This is a genomic window from Desulfovibrio desulfuricans (assembly GCF_004801255.1).
Taxonomy (GTDB): domain Bacteria; phylum Desulfobacterota; class Desulfovibrionia; order Desulfovibrionales; family Desulfovibrionaceae; genus Desulfovibrio; species Desulfovibrio desulfuricans_C.
Map to the genome: position 1 here is coordinate 2,190,226 of NZ_CP036295.1, position 20,434 is coordinate 2,210,659.

At 61.3% G+C, this 20,434-nt stretch carries 20 protein-coding genes and 1 riboswitch; of the genes, 15 read left to right on the plus strand and 5 right to left on the minus strand.

Translation table 11 applies throughout. The annotated features are described in order from the left end of the window. Window positions 1-136 precede the first annotated feature (136 nt). Both DDIC_RS09220 and DDIC_RS09225 read right to left on the minus strand, forming a co-directional pair. Window positions 137-1,435 carry a glycoside hydrolase family 3 N-terminal domain-containing protein gene (locus tag DDIC_RS09220; RefSeq protein ID WP_247647437.1) on the minus strand — a complete coding sequence of 433 codons (1,299 nt, stop codon included), beginning with the start codon at window positions 1,433-1,435 and terminating at the stop codon, window positions 137-139. Between the two features lies 1 nt (window position 1,436). Then, entirely contained in the window at window positions 1,437-2,018 is a 582-nt protein-coding gene (locus tag DDIC_RS09225; protein WP_136400167.1) for an FmdE family protein, read from the minus strand. Window positions 2,019-2,257: 239 nt separating this feature from the next. Between DDIC_RS09225 and DDIC_RS09230 the strand changes: the two genes are divergently transcribed. The 5 genes from DDIC_RS09230 to DDIC_RS09250 all read left to right on the plus strand — a co-directional run bounded on the left by DDIC_RS09230 (window position 2,258) and on the right by DDIC_RS09250 (window position 6,647). Beyond that, window positions 2,258-2,806 (plus strand): cysteine hydrolase family protein, encoded by a 549-nt coding sequence (locus DDIC_RS09230; protein ID WP_136400168.1) that lies wholly within the window; start codon window positions 2,258-2,260, stop codon window positions 2,804-2,806. 94 nt (window positions 2,807-2,900) lie between these two features. Next, window positions 2,901-4,532, plus strand: coding sequence for a bifunctional metallophosphatase/5'-nucleotidase (locus tag DDIC_RS09235; protein ID WP_136400169.1), 1,632 nt, complete (start codon window positions 2,901-2,903; stop codon window positions 4,530-4,532). Window positions 4,533-4,608: 76 nt separating this feature from the next. Further along, window positions 4,609-5,550, plus strand: coding sequence for a symporter (locus tag DDIC_RS09240; protein WP_136400170.1), 942 nt, complete (start codon window positions 4,609-4,611; stop codon window positions 5,548-5,550). A gap of 48 nt (window positions 5,551-5,598) precedes the next feature. After that, a riboswitch (Fluoride riboswitch) is annotated at window positions 5,599-5,657 on the plus strand. A 152-nt stretch (window positions 5,658-5,809) separates the two neighbouring features. Continuing rightward, complete coding sequence (gene crcB / locus DDIC_RS09245) at window positions 5,810-6,199, plus strand: fluoride efflux transporter CrcB (protein WP_136400171.1); 390 nt, start codon at window positions 5,810-5,812, stop codon at window positions 6,197-6,199. 124 nt (window positions 6,200-6,323) lie between these two features. Continuing rightward, window positions 6,324-6,647 (plus strand): DUF190 domain-containing protein, encoded by a 324-nt coding sequence (locus DDIC_RS09250; protein ID WP_136400172.1) that lies wholly within the window; start codon window positions 6,324-6,326, stop codon window positions 6,645-6,647. An 88-nt stretch (window positions 6,648-6,735) separates the two neighbouring features. Here the strand turns inward: DDIC_RS09250 and DDIC_RS09255 are convergent, their stop codons facing one another. Further along, entirely contained in the window at window positions 6,736-8,007 is a 1,272-nt protein-coding gene (locus DDIC_RS09255) for a competence/damage-inducible protein A (protein WP_136400173.1), read from the minus strand. Window positions 8,008-8,254: 247 nt separating this feature from the next. Between DDIC_RS09255 and DDIC_RS09260 the strand changes: the two genes are divergently transcribed. Together DDIC_RS09260 and DDIC_RS09265 are read left to right on the plus strand one after the other, a co-directional pair. Beyond that, on the plus strand, window positions 8,255-9,538 hold the full coding sequence (locus tag DDIC_RS09260; protein ID WP_136400174.1) for an O-acetylhomoserine aminocarboxypropyltransferase/cysteine synthase family protein: 1,284 nt from the start codon (window positions 8,255-8,257) through the stop codon (window positions 9,536-9,538). Window positions 9,539-9,739: 201 nt separating this feature from the next. Then, complete coding sequence (locus DDIC_RS09265; protein ID WP_136400175.1) at window positions 9,740-10,195, plus strand: hypothetical protein; 456 nt, start codon at window positions 9,740-9,742, stop codon at window positions 10,193-10,195. A 106-nt stretch (window positions 10,196-10,301) separates the two neighbouring features. On the opposite strand, the gene DDIC_RS09270 is transcribed toward DDIC_RS09265, so the two are convergent. Continuing rightward, window positions 10,302-11,276: a glycosyltransferase gene (locus DDIC_RS09270; RefSeq protein ID WP_168732519.1), complete on the minus strand. Its 975-nt coding sequence runs from the start codon at window positions 11,274-11,276 to the stop codon at window positions 10,302-10,304. A 47-nt stretch (window positions 11,277-11,323) separates the two neighbouring features. After that, entirely contained in the window at window positions 11,324-12,022 is a 699-nt protein-coding gene (locus DDIC_RS09275) for a glutamine amidotransferase (RefSeq protein ID WP_136400177.1), read from the minus strand. A 339-nt stretch (window positions 12,023-12,361) separates the two neighbouring features. Between DDIC_RS09275 and DDIC_RS09280 the strand changes: the two genes are divergently transcribed. The 8 genes from DDIC_RS09280 to der all read left to right on the plus strand — a co-directional run bounded on the left by DDIC_RS09280 (window position 12,362) and on the right by der (window position 20,415). Then, the gene (locus tag DDIC_RS09280; RefSeq protein WP_136400178.1) at window positions 12,362-13,132 is read left to right on the plus strand and encodes a DUF4198 domain-containing protein; all 771 of its coding nucleotides are present in this window, start codon (window positions 12,362-12,364) and stop codon (window positions 13,130-13,132) included. A gap of 97 nt (window positions 13,133-13,229) precedes the next feature. After that, window positions 13,230-13,841 carry a cobalt transporter CbiM gene (gene cbiM / locus DDIC_RS09285; protein WP_136400179.1) on the plus strand — a complete coding sequence of 204 codons (612 nt, stop codon included), beginning with the start codon at window positions 13,230-13,232 and terminating at the stop codon, window positions 13,839-13,841. A gap of 17 nt (window positions 13,842-13,858) precedes the next feature. Then, window positions 13,859-14,542: a cobalamin biosynthesis protein CbiL gene (locus tag DDIC_RS09290; RefSeq protein WP_247647438.1), complete on the plus strand. Its 684-nt coding sequence runs from the start codon at window positions 13,859-13,861 to the stop codon at window positions 14,540-14,542. Beyond that, window positions 14,543-15,313, plus strand: a complete 771-nt coding sequence (gene cbiQ / locus DDIC_RS09295; protein ID WP_247647439.1) for a cobalt ECF transporter T component CbiQ — start codon at window positions 14,543-14,545, stop codon at window positions 15,311-15,313. Further along, complete coding sequence (locus tag DDIC_RS09300) at window positions 15,306-16,049, plus strand: energy-coupling factor ABC transporter ATP-binding protein (protein ID WP_136400180.1); 744 nt, start codon at window positions 15,306-15,308, stop codon at window positions 16,047-16,049. The genes cbiQ and DDIC_RS09300 overlap by 8 nt, the downstream gene beginning before the upstream one ends. Window positions 16,050-16,250: 201 nt before the next feature. Next, window positions 16,251-17,612 carry a GGDEF domain-containing protein gene (locus DDIC_RS09305; RefSeq protein WP_136400181.1) on the plus strand — a complete coding sequence of 454 codons (1,362 nt, stop codon included), beginning with the start codon at window positions 16,251-16,253 and terminating at the stop codon, window positions 17,610-17,612. A gap of 78 nt (window positions 17,613-17,690) precedes the next feature. After that, a complete protein-coding gene (locus DDIC_RS09310) occupies window positions 17,691-18,857 on the plus strand; it encodes an RluA family pseudouridine synthase (RefSeq protein WP_247647440.1) in 1,167 nt (388 codons plus the stop codon). 190 nt (window positions 18,858-19,047) lie between these two features. Further along, window positions 19,048-20,415 (plus strand): ribosome biogenesis GTPase Der, encoded by a 1,368-nt coding sequence (gene der / locus DDIC_RS09315; protein WP_136400182.1) that lies wholly within the window; start codon window positions 19,048-19,050, stop codon window positions 20,413-20,415. The last annotated feature ends 19 nt before the right edge of the window (window positions 20,416-20,434 follow it).

The window sequence follows — 20,434 nt, forward strand, 5'->3', positions numbered from 1 at the left end:
GCTTGTCAAAGGGAACTCAGCCGCAGTTCAGGCGGTCTGTGGGCAGCCAGCCTTTTTTGAGGGCCAGAAGGTACAGGGCGGCAATGCCGCCGAATACCAGCAGAAGAATGAGTGTATCCATACTACCTCCGCCGCGTTACCGGGCCCAGGGATAAAGCCCTGCCGATCCGTCGGCTGCGGCCCTGGCTGCGGTGGCGCGGGTTGCGTACAGGGTGGAGATGCGCAGCCATGACTCCATGATGCGCTGCTGCGAAATTTTGCCGCTGTCCACAAGCCCCTTGAGCGCTGCAAAGGCTTTGCTGGGCAGGTCTGCATCCCAATATAAGTTATTACCGAACAGCAAAATGTCCACCCCCGCGTTTACCGCCAGCAAAACAGCCTGCTCCATGCCGTAGTGGTCGGTGATGGCCTTCATCTGCATGTCGTCGCTGATTATTACCCCCTGCCAGCCCATACGGCCCCGCAGAAGGTCCGTAACCACCGCGCGGGAGAGTGTGGCGGGGTACTGCGGGTCAAGCCCCTTGTGGTACAGATGGCCAAGCATGACCATGCCCGGCCAGCCCTGGGCAAAGGCCTGCGCATAGGGCGCGAGGTCGGCCCTGGCGTTCCAGCAGCGGCTGATGTCTGTCAGCCCCAGATGCGAATCTTTTTGCGCGCCTCCCTGACCGGGAAAATGCTTGAGCGCGGGGATAACCCCCTGCTGCGCAAGCCCCTGCCCAAAGGCCAGCGCATGCGCCGCAACCTTAGCCGGGTCAGGGCTGAAGCTGCGCTCAAGCGCCCCGATGGCAGGGTTGGCGGGGTTGCTGTTTACATCGGCCACCGGAGCCAGATCTACCGAAATGCCGTAGCCCGCCAGCTCCTTGCCCAGCGCCCGGGCTATGGTGCGGGTTCTGTCCGGTTGCGACGCGCCCATGCTCTGCGCGGAGGGCAAATCCGCAAATCCGCGCTGCGGCTTGAGCCGCCGCACGCGCCCGCCCTCCTGATCCACCGCTATCAGCAGGGGGCCGGGCGAGACCGCCCGCAGGGTTGCCGTGAGCTGCCTCAGCTGCTGGGGCGAAACTATATTGCGCTCGCCGCCGGTGGTAACGTCACGGTCAAACAGGATAATATGCCCCACATGCCCGCTGCGCACCTGTTCAAGAAAAGCATCGCCCTGCGGCAACTCCGCTCCGCGAAAGCCCAGCATGAGCATGGAACCAATCATGATGTCGAGCGGAGGGGTAACCTTGGCCGCCGCAGTCTTGCCCGGCGCAGCCGCCAGCGCGCCGGGCGCGCCAAAGGCAGCCTTGCCGCCCGCCATGCCTGCCGCAAGGCAGGCAAACAGCAGCACAAAAGCAAGCCGATTTGCCGCCCGGATCGCGTGGGCAAGAGCAACGCGCAGGACTCGGCCCGCCGGGGGCACCGCCCCGTGTGCAATGGCAACCAGCAGCCGCACCTTACGCCTCCGGGTCCAGGGCAACATAGGGAGCCTGCCCCTGACAGCCAAGACACTGTGCGCCGTGTTCCAGAGGGTAGGCCTCGCCGCAACGCGGGCAGACGCCGATAGCTCCCACGTGGGCATGTCCCAGCAGCTCCTTGTCCATCTGTACGCGCTGCACCTTGCAGATGCTGTGCCCTGCGTCTTCAATTTGCCGCTCCAGTTCGTTTATATCCTGGGCATACTTGGGTTTTTCTTTCATAAACCAGCCGCGTATCTCAGGAAAGGCGTACAACCGGGCCGGATCAATGCTTATCCGCACGCCCACGCCGTCTTTTTTGTTGTAGAGTGAAACCGCGTAGAGCCCCAAGTCGCGGATGTGCAGCCGCCTGTTGCCGGTGCTGCACAGGGTGAGCAGCTGCACGGCGTCCGGCAGGCATTTGCCGGTTTCAACCAATGCTTCAAAAAGGGTGCCCTCAGGCAACAGGCCCTTGCCAAGCTCCACCATATAGCCGCCAATGAGCAGACCAGGAGCCGCGCAGCCGTGAAAGTCTTCTGCAATTTCATGAAACTGTAAAAACGTATAACTACCTATATTCATGAATGATCCAGAATGCCGCCCGCAGGCTGCGGGACAAAAGTAGGATGCGCAGGCAGGCTGCCTGCGCCTGAATGGCAATGCGTGCACCTTTTCAAATGTCACCAATTGCCGTGCAGCGTCAAGGGCTGCGCGGGCGCTTGACCGCGCAAGGCACGGGCTGTATCCGTTGTGCATAGCCCAACATGTTCCGGGCGTCCTTTGAAACTCAACGAGCGGCTCGCCCGCGTGAGGCACGACACATGCAGGCCCTCATACTCATCGATATTCAAAACGATTACTTTCCTGGCGGCAACATGGAGCTGTGCGGCAGCGAAGCTGCGGCAAACAGCGCCGCCCAGCTTCTCGACGCATTTCGCAGGGCCAAACGGCCCGTTTTTCATGTGCAGCATATCTCGCTGGCGCCCACTGCCACGTTTTTTTTGCCCGGCACGCCGGGGGCGCTTATTCACAAAAACGTTGCCCCGCATGCTGGCGAAACAGTGGTGGAAAAGCACTTTCCCAACTCCTTTCGCGACACGCCCCTGCTCGGCCTGCTGAAGGCGCAGGGCATTGCCGGCATTGTCCTGGCGGGCATGATGACCCACATGTGCGTGGATACCACCACCCGCGCCGCCTTTGACCTTGGCTTCAGCTGCAGCCTTGCCCACGACGCCTGCGCCACGCGCGACCTTGAGCACAACGGCAAAACCGTTTGCGCCGCCGATGTGCAAACCGCCTACATGGCGGCTCTGGGCCAGGTTTTTGCCCAGGTTCGGAGCACGCGGGAGCTTTGCTCGATGCTTGACTGAACCGGGGCCAAGCCGGGACCAGCATCCGCCCGCTGCGCACTGCCGGGCGTTTGGCCTCGCAGGACTTCGGACCGCCTTCATGAGGGAAAACACCATGACCCAAATACTGTCGCGCGTACGGGCCGCCGCCCTGACGCTGGCCCTGTGCGCCAGCCTGCTTGCCGGTTTTTGTCTGCTCTCCCCGGCCTGCCCGGCGCAGGACGCAGCAGGCCTTGAGCTGTTGCTGCTGCACACCAATGACCTGCATTCATACCTTGCGGGCAGGGATGCCCACGGCAACGCCTGTCTGCAGTCCGAGGGCTGCACCGGCGGGCTGGCCCGCCTTGCCACCGCCATGCAACAGGCCCGCGCCGCCCATGACAATGTGCTGGCCCTTGACGCCGGCGACCAGTTTCAGGGAACCCTGTTTTTTACAGCCAACAAGTGGCCCATGCTGGCCGACATCAATACCCTGCTGCCCTACGACGCCATGACGCTGGGCAACCACGAGTTTGACGACGGCTGCCAAGCCACCGCCGGATTTGTACGGGCGCAGCCCTACCCCGTGCTGGCCGCCAACCTCGACGCCCGCCCCGGCTGTCCGCTGCGGGGAGCCCCCGTGCGCCCCTGGATCATCAAGGAAATACGGGGCGTAAAGGTGGGCATTGTGGGCCTGGCCAACCCCAGCGTGCGCACGCTTTCGGCGGCCTGCCCCGAAACATGGTTCTACAAAAGCGATGCGACCCTCAAAAAAGCCGTGGCGGAGCTTGAAAAGCAGGGCGTCCGGCACATAATCGCCGTCACGCATCTGGGCCTGCCCAAGGATCTGGAGCTTGCCCGCAGCGTGGACGGCATCGACATTATTGTGGGTGGACATACCCACGACTATCTTGGCCCCGGCTCGTCCAAGGGGCCGTACCCGCTGGTGGAGCATTCGCCCTCCGGCAAACCAGTGCTGGTCGTTACAGCTGGGGCGCTGGCCAAGTACCTTGGACAGCTTGAGGTCACCTTTGACGCGCAGGGCGTGCCGGTGCGCTGGCAGGGCGCGGCCCTGCAGCTTGACGCCTCAATCGCGCCCGACCCGGCGGTGGAGGCCAAGATCGCCCAGTATGCGCAAAAACTGCAGGTCTTCACATCCGTCACCGTGGGGCAAAACAACCTCAACGCCCCCGACGGTCTGCACCAGTGCCGCGTGGGCGAGTGCCTCTCCGGCCTGATCGCAACAGAGTCCATGCTCGAATACGGTCGCCCGTACGGAGCGCAAATTGCCCTGGTCAACGGCGGCGGACTACGCGCGCCGCTACGGCAGGGGCCGCTGAACATGGGCGACATGCTGGCGGTGCTGCCCTTTGGCAACAAGGTCATTATCCGCGACTTCACCGGCCAGCAGCTGCTGGCGGCGCTGGAGCACGGCGTGGCCGACTACAAGGGCGTGAGCTCGCCGCTGCTGCACACGGCGGGGTTGCGCTACGTCTACAATCCTGAGCTGCCTTCGGGCAAGCGCATTGTCAGCGCGGAACTGCTGGAAGCAAACGGCGCCGCGCGCGCCATCGAGCCTGCGACGCGGTACCGGGTCGCCCTGATCGACTATCTTGAGCGCAAGGGCGACGGTTACGCCATGCTGGCCAAGGGCGCGCCCGTGGAAGCTCCGGACGCGGCGGACGTGGATGTGCTGGCTGCGTACATCAAAAAGCACAGCCCCCTGACCGCCCTGCCGCCAGACAGACTGACGCGCCAGACCCGCTGAATCTGGCCGCATTGCCTGCCGCCAAGCTTGCCAAGGGTAACCGGGTTGAGCAATGTGGCAAAAAAGTTGAGGTTTTATGAATTCCCGCGACCTTATCATGGTCATGACTTCGCTGCTTTCCATGGCGGCAGGCGTCTTTCTGCCCCAGGTGGCGGAGCCGCTTGCCGCCATGCCGCGCCTTATCCTCATTTTCATGCTCTACATGAGTTTTCTGGCTGTGGGCATGGAGGCGCTGGTGCGCGAGATACGCCACATGACGGGCACGCTCTGTTTTTTGATCATTCTGCGGCTTATACTGCTGCCCCTGCTGTGCCTTGCGGTTTTTCGCCTGCTCATGCCCCAGTTCGCGCTGGGAGCCTTTTTGCTGGGCGCGGCCCCTATTGGAGTCATGGCCGCTGTTTTTTCGCTGATGGTCGGGGCCAATACGGCGCTGATTCTTGTAGCCAACATAGCCACATCCCTGCTGTTGCCCGCCAGCCTGCCCGCCTTGCTTTCCGCCACCGACGCGGGCTTGCGGCTGCTGGGGCTGACCCCCCTCGACATGCCGGCGCATCTTGAGCTGGGGCACATGAGCCTTTCGCTCTGCGTGACCATCCTTGTTCCCTTTGCCGCCGCGCACATCACGCGCATCCATCTGGACGGTCTGCGCAATCTGCTGCAACGCTGGCAGTTTCCATTACTCACCGTGTCTATTATCGTTTCCAACATTGCCATTTTCAGCCATTACGGCGACCAGCTGCGGCAGTCGCCGCAGCTGCTGCTCAAGTCGCTGGCGGCGGCCTCGCTGCTGTGCCTCATCATGACCCTGGCCGCCATGCCGCTGGCCCGGCGTATGAGCAGACAGGTGGGCATGGCCTTTCTTATCTCGTTTGGGGTCATCAACAACGTGCTGGTGATGATTGTGTGCATGGAATTTTTCAGCGCCACAGAGGCGATCATGTCCGCCGCCTATCTGGCCCCCCTGTACGTACTGCTGTTTTATTACCGCCTGTGCAGCCGCAGCGGCAAAAAAGCCTGACACTGCAGCAAACGGCGACGTATTTACTTCTGCACCCGGCCGAGGTAAAAGCAGACAGGGGATGGGGTTCCCCTTGAACCGCATTTGCTGATAACTCCTACCAGGGCCATGGCGTTGGTAGACTTTTTTGCGACCGCGCCAAAGCGCGGTTGCTTTTTTTATCCAACGCCGGGGCATTACCGCTGCCGCGGCAAACCGCAAACACGGACGGAGCGCTTGCCGGGCAACGCGTCCCCGCACCGCATATCAGGTTGACATCATGGTCAAAAATGTTCTTGTGATTACGCTGGGGGCCGGGGCAGGGGCCTGCCTGCGCTGGGTGCTTTCCATGCTGCTCAATTCCATTTTTCCCGCTGTCCCCTTGGGTACGGTGGCCGCCAACTTTCTTGGCGGCTTTGGCATCGGGGTATCACTGGGCGTATTCAACAGCTTGCCCGGCCTGGCGCCCGAGTGGCGGCTGTTCATCATCACGGGCTTTCTTGGCGGGCTCACGACCTTTTCTACCTTTACGGCGGAGATAGGCACGCTGCTGCAGGAGCAACGCCTTGGCATGGCGGCCGGGGCCATAACCCTGCACGTTTGCGGGTCACTGGTCTGTTTTTTTATGGGGCTGGGCGCGGTGTCGCTTCTCAAATCCCTTTTTCGCTAGAGCGCTTCACGCTTGAAAAGGCCCGCGCAACACAATTTCTGCCTGTCTGGTGCTGACGGCAAGGTATGCGTGACATTTACCTTTGAAACATGGTTTCACAGGTAACCTACTTCAGGAGTAAACCATGAACGGGTACAAACTGACCTTTTATACGCAACAGGGGCGCTCGCACGGTCATCTGAGCATTGCGGAATGGCTGCTCAAGGAGGCCAAGGCCATCGGCGTCGAGGGAGCAACCTTTGCCGCTGCGCAGGGCGGTTACGGGCGCGACGGCAAATACCACAGCACGCGTTTTTTTGACGTGGGCGAGCAGCCCGTGGAAGTGACCATGGCCGTAAGCCCGGAACACAGCGAAAAACTCTTTGCCCGCATCGATCAGGAAAACCTGCAGATATTCTACATGAAGATTCCCGTGGAATTTGGCATCACAGGCGCGACAAAGGGCTAGTTTTGCCTGTCGGCAAAAAAACACACCCGGTAAAAACGGCTGCAAGGCTGCTTTTACCGGGTGTTGCGTTGCAAATTGCCTCAGAGCTTCAAGCCTGATCAAGGCTCCACTGGTCTTCCACTGGCAGGTCCGCAAGACGACGGCGCAGCATGTCGAGCGCGTGACTTGAGGCCAGACGCCGCGTCCACTCCCGGCCCAGATACCGCCCCTGCGGGCGCATGACGCGCACCCAGACGTTGCGCGCATCGCTCAGGGCAATGTACACAAGCCCCACGGGCTTTTGCGGCGTGCCCCCGCCAGGCCCGGCCACGCCGGTAATGCCAAGGCCGTAGTCGGCGCCGCTGTACTCGCGCACGCCCCGCGCCATGGCCTGCGCCACCTCAGGGCTTACCGCGCCGTACTTGCACAGCATATCCTGCGGCACGCCAAGCAGACGCTGCTTGGCCTCGTTGGCGTAGGTTATCATGCCGTAGCCAAAGACATCAGAAGAGCCGGGCTGGTCGGTAATGCGCTTGGCCAGCAGCCCGCCGGTGCACGACTCCGCCGTGGCAAGCGTCTGGCCCAGACTCGCCAGCTCCGCCACCACTACGGCCTCAAGCCCCGTAACGTTAACCCCGTACACAAAATGCCCAAGTAGTTTGCGCACTTCGGCGACCATGGGCGCGGCCAGCGCTTCGGCTGCGGCGGCGTCCTGCGCCTTGGCCGTCACCCGCACAAACATTTCTGCCTCGCCCGCATAGGTGGCCGCCGTGGGGTTTGCCCCGCCGGTGAGACTGGCTATGCGCAAGGCGGCAATGCCCTCGCCGACACCAAAAGTCTTGACCATAAATGACGAGATAACCGCCCCGCTCATGCGCTGCAAAAAAGGCGCGGCGCTGTCGTGCAGCATGGGCAGCAGTTCGGAAGGCGGGCCGGGCAGCATGAGCACCCATCGCCCATCGCCCGCAGGCGTGGCGCAGCCCGGCGCAGTGCCCGCCAGGTTGGGAAAGGCCACGGCCCCGCGCGGCAGCATGGCCTGCTTGGCCTGATTGGCCGACATGGGCCGCGTGCCAAAATATTCGCGCAACCGGGCCATGCTGTCGGGGTGTTCCTCCAGCGGCGCGCCGGTCACAAGGGCCACGGTCTCCTTGGTCAGATCGTCCTCTGTGGGGCCAAGCCCACCTGTGGTTATCACCACCTCCGCACGCTGCAGGGCCTCGCGCAGGGCCGCCTCGAGCCGCTGCGGGTTGTCGCCCACAGTGTGCACCTGTAAAAGATCCATCCCCAGGGCAGAAAGCTCGCGCGCCACATGGGTGGCATCGGTATTGACCGTATGCCCCAGCAAAAGCTCTGTGCCCACCGATATGATTTCCGCCTTCATGCGGCCTCCGGTTTTGTAGACGCGCAGTGCCCTCACAGACCGGCACTGCGTTCAATCCAGCATCGTAGTCCCGCCGCATGCTCCACGCAAGAAGGTTGCCGCAGGGGAAGCCGGGATATCCACAGCTTGGGCGCTTGACAACTTTTCACATCTGGGCCAATCATTTCTCACCAATTCTTACCAATTTACTAAGAAATAGTTTCCCGACTACAACATCCTAACACTGCAACTGAATCAGGGGGCAGACATGAGCAAGGACAAAAAACCGCGTTTTGAGACCCTGCAGGTTCATGCGGGTCAGGAGCAGCCAGATCTGGCTACTGGCGCACGGGCCGTGCCCATTTATCAGACGACATCCTTTGTTTTTGACAATTGCGACCAGGCTGAGGCGCGGTTCAACCTCAGGGATGCCGGCAACATTTACAGTCGCCTGACCAACCCCACGCAGGACGTCTTTGAGCAGCGCGTAGCGGCCCTTGAGGGCGGCGTTGCCGCTCTGGCCACAGCCAGCGGCGCGGCGGCGGTGAGCTACGCCCTGCAGAATCTGGCCAGCGCGGGCGACCACATCGTGGCGGAAAAAACCCTCTACGGCGGAACCTACAACCTGCTGGCGCATACGCTCAAATCATGGGGCATCGACACCACCTTTGTGGACCCGGACGAGCCCGGCGCTTTTGAGCGCGCCATCACCCCGCGCACCAGGGCCGTCTTTATCGAAACCCTTGGCAATCCGCACAGCAACCTTGTGGACATTGAAGCTCTGGCGGCGCTGGCACACGGCAACGGCATCCCCCTGGTGGTGGACAATACCTTTGCCACGCCGTGGCTGTTGCGGCCCATTGAGCACGGGGCGGACATTGTAGTGCACTCGGCCACAAAATTTATCGGCGGCCACGGTACAACCCTTGGCGGCGTGATTATTGACGGCGGCAAGTTTGACTGGGAGGCGTCGGGCAAGTTTCCCCGTCTGTGCGGGCCTGACCCGAGCTACCACGGGCTCAGCTTTGCACGGGCCGTGGGCGAGGCTGCCTTTGCAGTAAGGGCCAGGGCCATACTGCTGCGCGATCTGGGGGCTACGCTGTCGCCCTTCAATGCCTTTATCCTGCTGCAGGGGCTGGAAACCCTTTCGCTCAGGGTCGAGCGCCATGTCAGCAATGCGCTGGCCGTGGTGAGCTACCTTGCAAAACACCCCAAGGTTGAACGGGTCAACCACCCGAGCCTGCCCGACAGCCCAAGCCATACGCTGTACCAGCGGTACTTCCCCAAAGGGGGCGGCTCCATCTTTACCTTTGAGGTCAGGGGCGGCGCGGCCGAAGCCAGATCATTTATCGACAGGCTGCAGGTCTTTTCGCTGCTGGCCAACGTGGCGGACGCCAAATCGCTGGTCATCCACCCCGCGTCCACCACGCACTCGCAGCTCAACGACGCCGAGCTGGCCGAGACAGGCATCAAGCCCAACACGGTCAGACTTTCCATCGGCATTGAGCACGTGGATGACATCATCGAAGACCTCGCGCAGGCGCTGGGTTAGCCCCTTGGTGCATGCAAGTTGAGCGCCCTGCCGCACCGAGCGTCGGGGCGCTTTTGCTTGCGGGCCGGGTAAAAGGCCATTGTCTTTTCAGGGGCCATTGCATACAACTGGCTGATTCAACGCATATGCCCAGCGCCCGGTTTTTCCACCTTTTGGGAGATTGTCGGCGCTTACTGCGGGCACCCAATCAGGAGACGTTCCATGTTCAAAAAATTTGCGGTGTTGCTTTTTTTTATGCTCCTGGCCGCCCCAGTGCTGGCTGACGAAGTAAGCACAAAGTATATTTCGGTTGATCTGCCCGACAACTGGAAGGCGGTAATGCCCCCAACCGAAAACCAGGGCGTCACCACCGTTATTTTCAGCAATGCCGCGGGCAACTCTACGGTAAACTTTGTGACCGGCCCCAACGGCGGCGCGGATCTTAAAACCGTGGCCGAGACCTTTGCCACCCAGTTTAAATCGCCCAAGCCGCCGGTGGAAAAAAACGGCCAGTACACCTTTGCCTTTACCCAGCAGCAAACGCCGGGGCAGTCATGGGTGGCCGCCACGGGCGACTTTTTTATGGTCACCACCATCACCGGCGACCGCAAGCTCGGTCTGGCCTTTATCAAGCGCTATGTAAAAAGTACGGAGTTTGCCAACCTGCTGCCCAAGTAGCGTAACTGCAACAACCGCCCATGGCGGCGACCCGTCCGCACAAGCAAAATGGCCTGACGAACTGCCGTCAGGCCATTTTATTTATACATAATGTATTGTTGCAGAGCTAGTCGCCGCAGCCCTGCCCGCAGGTAGTCCACACCCTTTTGAGGCGGCGCACCACGGCACTGGAATACAGGTCATTGTTGCGGCCAGCTGCCCTGAGGTTGTCGATCAGCTCTTTGCTGCGGCGCAGGGCCACCTTGACGGGTTCGTAGGCGGGGTCTTCCTCCAGTACGACGTTGTAGCCGTCCATATCCTTGATGCGATAGCGCAGGGGTATCTTCCAGTTGCGCACGCACATGTTGTACAGGTAGTAGTTGACCAAAAACATGCCCACGCCGCCGTCCAGATCATTGAACAGCAGGCCGTGCTCGCGGCTCTTGTTCAGCTCCGTGTCTTCGTACTCCGAATTGTCAAAGCAGCCGCAGTGTTCAAAAAAATGGCCCACGTCGTAGCAGTACTGCGGTATGCCCGCGCATTCGAGCCGGGCCCCGTAATCGCCGTCGTCCGCGCCGTAAAGGCCGTAATCTTCACTCCAGTAGCCGATGGTGTCGGACACTGACTTGGGGATGATGGTAGCGCCCCCCGGCACATTGCCATGGCAGATGCCAAGAATGCCGTCGGACGTGTGGAGCGTGCCGGGATCGCCCGTCAGTTTTTGCTCTTCAAAAATCGGCCCCACAATGGACAGGGAATTGCCGTGCGCCCACAGCCTGAAAATATTTTCAAGCCAGTGGGGCGTCGTGGCCACCATATCGTTGTCCAGCTTCATGTAATACGGCGCGTCTACAGCGCGCCAGCCGATGTTGCAGGCGCACGATACGCCCATGTTGCGCGGCAGTAAAAAAAGATTGTCGATAATCCCGCTGGTGCGCAATTCCACCAGCCGTTCACGCAGGGCAGGCTCGCTGCCGTTGTCTACCACCGTAATCGCAAAAGAGATGCCGGGCGCTGTTTTGCGCAGGGCCAGCAGCGTTTTTTGGGTGAGGTGATACCTGTTGAACACAGGGATGGTGATATTGAGAAGGGAGCCGCTCATGGGCATTCTCCTGCCGTGCATCCGCGCTCATACCTGAATGCGGGCCGTTAGCGAACCTCTTCCGCAAGCCAGCGCCGCATAAAGGACTGCCCGGCGACACGCGCCTGCGTCCCCAGTTTTTTGGCGTCCTCCCTGATGGCGCGCGGATCAAACCCGTTAACGCCAAGCTCGCAGCAATGGCCCACAAGCCAGGTTTCCATAAAGACCGCGTCCATTTCGGCATGAAACTGCAGGGCAAGCTGTCCCGGCCCGGGACGAAAAGCCTGATGCGGCGTTATGGCCGTCGAGGCCAGCAAATCGCAACCGCGCGGCAGGTCAAAGGTATCGCCGTGCCAGTGCAGTACGGGCGCGCCGGCAAGCTCCGCCAGGGGGCCGCTGACGCCCGCAGGGGTCAGCTCAACCCGTCCCCAGCCAATTTCCTTGGCTGCACCGGGGTACACGTCGGCATCCAGGGCGCTGGCCATGAGCTGCGCCCCGAGGCAAATGCCCAACAGGGGCCGCCCAGAGGCAAGCCTGCCAGCCACAAGCGCTTTTTCTTCAGTAAGGAAGGGATACAGATCGTCCTGATACACGCCGATGGGGCCGCCCAGAACAACCGCCAGATCAGCGTCCTTCCACAGCTCGTGCGTCAGGGGCACAACCCCGGCCTGCACATAGCTGATGGCGAACCCCGCCTCTTCGATGGGCTGCGCAAACACGCCCAGATTTTCAAAAGCCACATGCTGTATGGCAACGCAACGCTTCATACTGTCTCCCAATGCTTAAATGCCGTGCACTCAATACACCCAAGCATAACTCGGGGCCGGGGGCACATCCCGCGCCCGCCAGTTGGCGGGCGCTCTGAACGCCAGGGGGAAGCTGCGCGCGCTCAGCAAACCAAAACAAAACATCCTGCTGTCTGTCGGACCCGGCAGGCGAGGGCTGTCATCTCACCGGGATATCGTACCCAGCTTGCAGATGAAGCGCAAGAATGACCCGGCGTCCCGAAAAAACAACTTGCTACCTTTTTATTTTTTTTGTTACTACACAACCAGCACGTCATGACATTGCGGCAACCCCTCCACCTCAACAACAGGAAACTTTTTATGTGGAAATCTTGCTGCGCCAGCCTTGCCTTGCTGCTTGTGCTGACGACACCGGCCCAGGCCCACTTCGGCATGGTTATTCCGTCCACGCCCACGGTTACGGACAAAAAGGACGCCAACGTACAGCTGGAGATTTCCTTTGCCCATCCCATGGAAATGCAGGGCATGGATATGGCCGCCCCTGCCGCGGCTACGGTAACCCATGACGGCAAGACCGAGGACCTCAAGCCCGCGCTCAAACCCGCCACAATTTTGGGCCACAAGGCATGGCAAACCACCTTTAGCATCAAAAAGCCCGGCGTGTACCAGTTTGCCGTGGAGCCCGCGCCCTACTTTGAACCGGCGGAAGACAAGTTCATTGTCCACTACACCAAGACCGTGGTGGCCGCCTTTGGTGAAGAAGAAGGATGGGACGCCCCCCTTGGCCTGAAAACGGAAATCGTGCCCCTTACCCGCCCCTTTGCCAACTATGCCGGCAATGTTTTTCGCGGTCGCGTGCTGCTTGACGGCAAGCCTGTTGCTGGCGCGGACGTGGAAGTCGAATGCTACAACAAGGGCAAGGCCCATACCGCCCCCAACGAATTTTTTGTAACCCAGGTCGTCAAGGCTGACGAAAACGGCATCTTTACCGTTGGTATTCCCTGGGCCGGGTGGTGGGGCTTTGCAGCCCTGAGCACCTCCGCTGAAAAGATGGAATACAAGGGCGAAGCCAAGGAAGTGGAACTTGGCGCCGTGATGTGGGTGAATTTTGCCGCTCCCAAAACCAAGTAAACATCATGCCTGAAAAGGCTGATCACGGCCGAACCGGAATCTGCCCCTTTCCGGTTCGGCCTCTGCGCTAGCGGACAGACCAAACAAAGGACTGACCATGCACATCGCCGAAGGCGTTCTTTCTCCCGCCGTACTTGCAACCGGGTACGCCCTTACCGCCGCCGGAACAGCTATCGGGTTGAAAAAGCTCGATTACGACCGACTGATGACGGTGGCCATTCTGGCTGCGGCCTTTTTTGTCGGCTCGCTTATCCATGTTCCCATAGGCCTGGCCAGCGCCCATCTTATCCTTAACGGCCTGTTGGGAGTGCTGCTTGGCTGGGCGGCCTTTCCGGCCATACTTGCGGCGCTGGCCCTGCAGGCGCTGCTGTTCCAGTTTGGCGGGCTTGTGGTGCTGGGCGTCAACACGTTCACCATGGCCTTTTCGGGCGTGGTAGCGGGCTGCATATACCGGGGCCTGAACCGGGCCTGGCCCTCCCCCACAGGGCAAAAGGTCGCCGCCTTCTGCGGCGGCGCGTTGGGCGTCATGGGCGCGGGCCTGCTTACAGCCTGTGCTCTGGCCTTTAGCGAAGAAGGCTTTGCCACAGCTGCGCGGCTGCTGTTTTTGGCCCATCTGCCCATCATGCTGGCCGAGGGGCTTATTACCATGATTACCGTGGGTTTCATCGCCAGGGTACGCCCGGAAATGCTGCACCTCACCGCAGCTTGAGACGGTTAGGAGTTTACATGCATCGTATCTGCATCCGCACGGCGTCAAAATGCGCGTTATTTGCGCTGCTGCCCGTACTCGTCATGATTTTTACCCTCGCAACGGCCGACAGGGCTTTTGCCCACAGGGTCAATATTTTTGCATGGACAGAAGGCGACCAAATTATTGCCGAATGCGGTTTTAACGGCGGCAACAAGGTCAAGCAGGGACAGATTGCCGTCTATGACGCAGCCACAGGCGCAAAGCTGCTTGAGGGCAAAACCGACGACGGGGGCGGTTTCCGTTTTCCCATCCCCGCCGAGGGCAAGGCTCACGGTTTGCGGCTTGTCGTCAAGGCGGGCGAAGGCCACCAGAACGAATGGACCATGGAGGCGGCAGAACTGACCGCTGTGCAGGCATCGGCGCAACCTGCAGCCGCCACGGCCACGACCTCGGCAGCAGCCCCCTCCCCAACGCAGGCGAGTCCTGCAGGCAAACCCCAGACCGGGGCGCAGGCTGCGGGCACGGCAGCTGCGGGCCTCAGTGCCGCAGAGGTGCAAAATATCGTCAACGCGTCGCTGGACGCCAAGCTTGGCCCTATCCGCAGGGAACTTGCCGAAATGCGCGTGGCGCGCCCCGGGTTTACCGAAATTTTTGGCGGCATCGGCTGGCTGGTGGGACTGGCGGGCGTTGCCCTTTACTTCAAGGGACGTCGGGGGTAAATGCTTGGAGTGTTTGACCAGCCCTTTGTACGCCCCTCGCTCATTCAGCGCATTGACCCCCGCGTCCGCATGGCCTGCGCAGGGGGGCTTGCCCTTTGCATATCGCTGCTGCACACCATTGCCGCCTGCTGTTTTGGTCTGGCCCTGGGGCTGACCCTGCTGGCTGCGGCCAATCCTCCGCTTCGCCCCTTGCTGCAGCGCCTGGGGGCCATTAATATTTTTGTGCTTTTTTTGTGGTGCGTCACCCCGCTGACCACGCCGGGCACGCCTTTGGCGCAGTGGGGTTTTGTTGCCGTAAGCGCCGAGGGCGTGCGGCTTGCCCTGCTGGTGAGCATAAAATCCAATGCCATCGCCTGCGCGTTTTTGGCGCTGGTCGCCACCATGAACGCCCCCACTGCCGGGCATGCCCTTGAGAGGCTGCACTGCCCCCCCAAGCTTGTCTTTCTGTTTCTATTCACGGCCCGATACGTGTACGTCATCGCCCAGGAGTGGCGCACGCTGCTTGTGGCGGCACGCCTGCGCGGCTTTCGCTCGCGCACCGACATGCACACCTACCGCACCCTTGCATCCCTGCTTGGCCTTTTACTGGTGCGCAGTTACGAGCGCTCGCTGCGCGTGCGCGAGGCTATGGTTCTGCGCGGGTTTTCCGGCCATTTCAGGTCAGTGACCACATTTAGGGCGCAAACGGGCGACGGCCTTTTTGCCCTGGGCCTGCTGGTCTGCATGGCGGGCATAATCGCAGTTGAATGCCTGGGAGGCCTCAATGTCTGATCACCATCACCACGCGGCCATTTTCAGCCTTGAGGGCGTCTGCTTCAGCTACGGACGCAGCGGGGCGGTGCGTCAGGTGCTGTGCGATGTGGATTTTTCGCTGCAGCCCGGTCAGCGCATCGGCCTTTACGGCCCCAACGGCAGCGGCAAGACAACGCTGTTCAGGTGCATAACCGGGCTGGCCCGGCCCCAGAGCGGCCAGGTGCTGTTTCATGGTGCGCCCCTGCGGGACGAAAAAGATTTTTACGACCTGCGCTGCAAGGTTGGCTTTGTACTGCAGCACGCCGAGGACCAGCTGTTTTTTCCCACCGTGCTCGAGGATGTGGCCTTCGGCCCCCTGAACCTCGGCCTTTCCGCCGACGACGCCAGGGACTGCGCCGTGGAAACCCTGCGCAATCTGGGTCTTGCGGGTTTTGAAAACCGCCTCACGCACCGCCTCTCGGGCGGCGAAAAAAAGCTTGTATCGCTGGCGGCCGTTATGGCCATGCAGCCAGAGGCCCTGCTGCTTGACGAACCCACAAACGGTCTGGACAACGAAGCACGCCAGCGCATCATTGATATTTTGGGCAGCCTTGATACCGCCCGCATAACGATATCGCACGACTGGGATTTTCTGGCCCAGACCTCTACCCAGTACCTCACCATCGCGCACAATCGCCTGAGCGCCTGCGCACCCTCTTTTGCCCACGCGCACATGCACGCCCACCCGCTGGGCAACGAGCCGCACGAGCACTAAGCCGCCATGTCGCCCTTTGCGCAATGCGCCGTTTTGTGCGCTTTGCGCATTCTCATCGCATCAGCCCCAGTTTTTATCTATCCCTATATATAAAATTCTCGCTAGCTATTTTTTCTGAGCCGGAGTATTCTGTTACTCAAAGGCATGCACCCGCGCATAAAACGCTTATGTTGCAAGCCCAATCCTGCCCCAAGGATTTTCATGCGAATACTTCCATTTTCTCCGCATCAGCCCCTTATAGAACTGGACACTCACGATGCCGTGTGGGAATGGCATGTACGCTCTGATCAGCTCTACTTCAGCCAGGGGGCGCAGCGCATACTTGGCCTGGAGAGACAGCCGCGTTGCATGGAGGACTTTCTTTCCGCCTGCCAGGAGGAAAAACGGGAGTGCCTGCAGCTGTCCTTGCAGACATTTATTGAAGGACACATCGGCGCGTATGTAGAATTGGGCTTTCCGCTCAAAACCGTTGAGGCGCGCACCCAGCTGGTAACGCTCGCGCGCAACGGACTGGGCCGGGCCGAGCGGGTGGTGGGCTGCATAAGCGCCGTTGAACGGCAATCTGCCAATCTTTTGCCGTCAGCACGGTTTTCCATGCTGCAGCTCCCCACGCCGCACGCAACGCAGGACCATGCCCGCCTCATGCTGGCGCTCAATGCTTCCGGCGACGGCCTGTGGGACTGGGACGCAGTTACAAACGCCGTTTATTACAGCCCCCGCTACATCGAAATGCTGGGCTACACCCCCGAGACGTTTCCGGCGACCCTGAAATCGTGGGAAGAAAAAATCCACCCCGAAGACTACGCGCATGTGGTGCCCATTCAAAAAGACATCATCGCCTCGCCTGCGCACGGCGACACCTTTGAATGCACCTACCGCATGCGCAGGGCGGACGGTACCTGGGCCTGGATTCTCGGGCGCGGCAACGTCACGCAAAGAGATACCAGCGGCCAGGCCACCCGCGTGGTGGGCCTGCACACCGACATCAGCGCCAGCCAGGCCGACAGGGCGCACCTTGAAGACCTTGTGCGCAACGATCCGCTAACCGGGCTGCGCAGCCGCACGTTTTTTACCATGGCTGTTGATGACATGGAGCAGCGGGCCGTACGGCCTGTGGGGGTGCTAGCTGCCGACATCAACGGGCTCAAGATGATCAACGACCACCTCGGCCACGAGGAGGGCAATGCCGTGCTCTGTCAGGCGGCCCTGCTGCTTCGCGGCGGTATTGATTCCGAAGCCTGCGTGGCGCGCATGAGCGGCGATGAGTACGCGGTGCTCTTGCCCGGCTGCAACCAGCAGACCATGGCCGAAATCGTGTTTACACTTATGCGCCGCTTTGACCAGCATAACGAAAACCTGGGGCACACCCCTGTACTGCTGGCCTTAGGCTCGGCATGCGCCGAAAACATGCAGACCACCATCGCCGCTGCCATGGTGGAGGCGGACAGAAGCATGCTGCGCCACAAGCTTACTACAAGAACAAAAACACGGCAGCAGATCAAAACATGGATCGAAAACCGCACCAATACCAGGGTTTCCTTGAACGATAGCCGGTACCTGTAACGCAGCACCCCCTACGCGGGGCGCCCGCCGCCGCCCCATGCCCTTGACGCACGGCTGGCTTTACGCCAAAGTATTCGCATGTCGGAAGATAACCCTCCCCCTACGCAGGCCCACGGCTCTGCCACAGGAACAAGCACCCATGCCGTGCTTGAACAGCCTATGGTGCAAGAGACCGAAAGCGGCCAAAAGTTGTTACAGTTCCTGCAAAGGCGGCTGAACCTGCCCCCCACCCTGCTTCACCGCTGGGTGCGCACTGGTCAGGTGCGCATTAACGGCAGCCGGTGCAAACCCTTTGCTCGCGTACAGGCTGGCGACATCGTCCGCCTGCCTCCCTTTGCCTTTAAACTGGCGGAAACAGGCACCACACCAGGCGATCCGCAGGCCCCGATCAACGAGTCCGCCTCAAACAATGCCGGTTCGCCCCCCTTGCCGCCCATGATCGGCACGGACGGATACCTGTGGGCCTTCAACAAGCCTGCGGGGCTGCCCACGCATCCCGGCACCGGGCATGAGGACAGCCTCAGCTCACGCCTTGCCGCCTATTTTGCCGATGCGCCGTTCCGGCCCGTGCCCGTGCACCGGCTGGACAAGGAGACCTCTGGCGTTTTGCTGGTGGCGGCCTCTTTCGAGGCGCTGGCCAAGGCTCAGGAGGCGCTGCGCGCAGGCGCGCTGGCCAAGGAATACGTGGTCTGGGTGCAAGGGGCCTGGCCCTATGAGGAAACACAGCTTCTGCGCCATTTTTTGCGCAAGGACAGCGCCCAGGGCTATGAAAAGGTACGCATTGCCGCGCCGGGCGAGGCCAACAGCCGCGAGGCCCTCTGCCTGGTGCGCCCCCTGCGCGTCGCGCAGAGCCAAAGCCTGCTGCTCGTGCGCCTGCTGACAGGCCGCACGCACCAGATACGCGTACAGCTGGCGGCCATGGGGCATCCCGTGCTGGGCGACCCCAAGTACGGGGCCGCGCCGCGCCGCCATGTGCCGCGGGGGGCTTACGCTCTGCCCGCCCCTGCCCGCGCCGGCGGAGCGGACAAAAAAAATCCGCAACCGGAAGGCCTGATGCTGCACGCCCTGCGCGTGACCATGCCATGCGGCCGCATTTTTTCGTGCCTGCCGTCCTGGGTTGGCGAACATGCGCTGACCGACTTGCCCGATCCTGTTGCGACCGCATCCGCCCCGCAGCACGGGGACGGGTGTGGGGCCTTCCCTTTGGCGGAACAAAGTGCTACTAATAAGTTTTTACGCCAGTAAAAGCCGTCATAAAACCCAACTGTCACTGGCCGCCAGGGCAATTTGCCCGGCGATGCACGCCAGACGCCGCAGATAGCACAGCGCTTCGTGGCGCTTTCCTTCTGTCGGAGCGCAAGGCCCCATGACGGCGCACTCCGCTTCACGCACGCAATCTCGCCTGGGCTGCCCAGGCGCACACTAAGGTATTCCCATGGCAGATACATTGCCCCGCGTCATTCTGGTGGGCCGCCCCAATGTGGGCAAGTCCACCCTGTTCAACAGGCTTATCCGCAGCAACCGGGCCATCACCCATGACCGGCCCGGCATCACCCGGGACCGCATGGACGGCGTAGTACGCCGCAGGGACACCCCGGTCTTTGGCATTGTGGATACGGGCGGCATCACCCTTGACGCCCATGCCGCCGTGGTGGAAGGCCCCGAGGGCATCCGCGGCTTTGAGCGCGACATACTTGCGCAAACCGAGGTGGCTCTTGTCAATGCCGCAGCCGTAGCCTTTGTGGTTGACGGACGCGACGGCCTGCTGCCGCTGGACGAGCACCTAGCGGCCCATATACGCCGCAAGGGCCTGCCCACACTCTGCGTGGTCAACAAGGTCGACGGCGTGGAACGCGAAGACGAGTACATGGCCGAATTCCACGCGCTGGGCTTTCCCCTGCTGGCGGTCTCCGCCGAGCACGGGCACAACATCACTGCCCTGGTGGAAGAACTGGTAGCAATGCTGCCCGAAAAGACCTCCACCGAGCCACCGGCCCCGCCGACCCTCAAGCTGGCCATGCTGGGCCGCCCCAACGCGGGCAAATCATCGCTCATCAACGCCATTTCGGGCACGAAGCGCATGATCGTTTCCGACGTGGCGGGCACCACCCGCGACAGCGTGGACGTGCGCTTTCGTCACGGCGACCGCGACTACGTATTTGTGGATACGGCCGGCGTCCGACGCCGCACCAAGATTACCGACAGCGTGGAAAAATACTCCGTCAACTCGGCCATCAAGTCGAGCACCAAGGCCGACGTGACCCTGCTGACCCTCGACGCCGCCGAAGGCGTGAGCCAGCAGGACAAGCGCCTCATGGACATGCTCAATACACGCAAGACGCCCTTTATGGTGCTGATCAACAAATGCGACCTGGCCCCCCGCGAATCGCTGGACAGGCTCAAAAAGAACGTGGCCGAGATGCTGGCCTTCTGCCCGCATGTGCCGATTTTGAACGTCTCCGCCCTCAAGGGGACGGGGCTGAAAAAAATTCTGTCTCTGGCGGCGCAGATTCACGAAGAATGCAGCATGCGCGTCCCCACTGGCAAGCTCAACCGCGCCATGGAAGAAGTGCTCGACAAGCACCAGCCCCCCGTGGTCAAACGCGTGCGGGCCAAGTTCTTTTACCTTACCCAGGCAGAAACCGCGCCGCCGACCTTTGTGTGCTTTGTGAGCGACGCCGACCGCGTGCCCGAAAGCTATACCCGCTATCTCGAACGCGCGCTGCGCAAGATATTTGGCATCACCCATGCCCCCATGCGCCTGCACCTGCGCTCAAGCCACAAGAAAAAATCAGAAAAATAGCAACAACAGGGGGCCAGCC

Excerpts from the sequence above, each read along its gene's own strand:
- cbiM (WP_136400179.1), top strand. The coding sequence starts at position 13,230 with ATGCACATCGCCGAAGGCGTTCTTTCTCCCGCCGTACTTGCAACCGGG.
- cbiQ (WP_247647439.1), top strand. The coding sequence starts at position 14,543 with ATGCTTGGAGTGTTTGACCAGCCCTTTGTACGCCCCTCGCTCATTCAG.
- DDIC_RS09240 (WP_136400170.1), top strand. The coding sequence starts at position 4,609 with ATGAATTCCCGCGACCTTATCATGGTCATGACTTCGCTGCTTTCCATG.
- DDIC_RS09225 (WP_136400167.1), bottom strand. The coding sequence starts at position 2,018 with ATGAATATAGGTAGTTATACGTTTTTACAGTTTCATGAAATTGCAGAA.
- DDIC_RS09290 (WP_247647438.1), top strand. The coding sequence starts at position 13,859 with ATGCATCGTATCTGCATCCGCACGGCGTCAAAATGCGCGTTATTTGCG.
- DDIC_RS09305 (WP_136400181.1), top strand. The coding sequence starts at position 16,251 with ATGCGAATACTTCCATTTTCTCCGCATCAGCCCCTTATAGAACTGGAC.
- der (WP_136400182.1), top strand. The coding sequence starts at position 19,048 with ATGGCAGATACATTGCCCCGCGTCATTCTGGTGGGCCGCCCCAATGTG.
- DDIC_RS09265 (WP_136400175.1), top strand. The coding sequence starts at position 9,740 with ATGTTCAAAAAATTTGCGGTGTTGCTTTTTTTTATGCTCCTGGCCGCC.
- DDIC_RS09280 (WP_136400178.1), top strand. The coding sequence starts at position 12,362 with ATGTGGAAATCTTGCTGCGCCAGCCTTGCCTTGCTGCTTGTGCTGACG.
- crcB (WP_136400171.1), top strand. The coding sequence starts at position 5,810 with ATGGTCAAAAATGTTCTTGTGATTACGCTGGGGGCCGGGGCAGGGGCC.
- DDIC_RS09230 (WP_136400168.1), top strand. The coding sequence starts at position 2,258 with ATGCAGGCCCTCATACTCATCGATATTCAAAACGATTACTTTCCTGGC.
- DDIC_RS09260 (WP_136400174.1), top strand. The coding sequence starts at position 8,255 with ATGAGCAAGGACAAAAAACCGCGTTTTGAGACCCTGCAGGTTCATGCG.
- DDIC_RS09300 (WP_136400180.1), top strand. The coding sequence starts at position 15,306 with ATGTCTGATCACCATCACCACGCGGCCATTTTCAGCCTTGAGGGCGTC.
- DDIC_RS09270 (WP_168732519.1), bottom strand. The coding sequence starts at position 11,276 with ATGAGCGGCTCCCTTCTCAATATCACCATCCCTGTGTTCAACAGGTAT.
- DDIC_RS09255 (WP_136400173.1), bottom strand. The coding sequence starts at position 8,007 with ATGAAGGCGGAAATCATATCGGTGGGCACAGAGCTTTTGCTGGGGCAT.
- DDIC_RS09275 (WP_136400177.1), bottom strand. The coding sequence starts at position 12,022 with ATGAAGCGTTGCGTTGCCATACAGCATGTGGCTTTTGAAAATCTGGGC.
- DDIC_RS09250 (WP_136400172.1), top strand. The coding sequence starts at position 6,324 with ATGAACGGGTACAAACTGACCTTTTATACGCAACAGGGGCGCTCGCAC.
- DDIC_RS09310 (WP_247647440.1), top strand. The coding sequence starts at position 17,691 with ATGTCGGAAGATAACCCTCCCCCTACGCAGGCCCACGGCTCTGCCACA.
- DDIC_RS09235 (WP_136400169.1), top strand. The coding sequence starts at position 2,901 with ATGACCCAAATACTGTCGCGCGTACGGGCCGCCGCCCTGACGCTGGCC.